1 protein-coding gene is annotated in these 290 nt (G+C 49.0%); it reads right to left on the bottom strand.

The window, feature by feature from the left end; genetic code table 11:
* Nucleotides 1-14 precede the first annotated feature (14 nt).
* The coding region (locus CXF72_RS19680) for a hypothetical protein (protein WP_232784835.1) at nt 15-290 on the bottom strand (276 nt) is incomplete at its 5' end.

The raw sequence follows: 290 nt of genomic DNA, 5'->3' as shown, positions 1-290 counted from the left end.
TCATCACCAAGCGCTTAAACGAAAAAATCCCTGCTGACGTTAGTCAACAGGGATTTATCTGGATTTAATTGCCTAGCTTGTGCGGAATACCGGCGATTAGCTAGTGCTAGATACTGGCGATGGAACAGGACTCGCAGAGCTCGTCCGCTCGTGAACCTTGGCTTCCGCCAAATTATCCAGGGCACGCAGAGCTTAGCCCGCTCATGACACTTTGCTTCCGCAAAATTCGCCCCTACTATCACATGAAAGGAAATGCCTTCGGCATACTCTTTATAATCCCCATGTTCGAG

This window comes from Psychromonas sp. MB-3u-54 (assembly GCF_002836415.1).
GTDB lineage: Bacteria > Pseudomonadota > Gammaproteobacteria > Enterobacterales > Psychromonadaceae > Psychromonas.
Note: the sequence above shows the minus strand (reverse complement) of the source record. Positions and strands in the feature narration are given on the sequence as shown.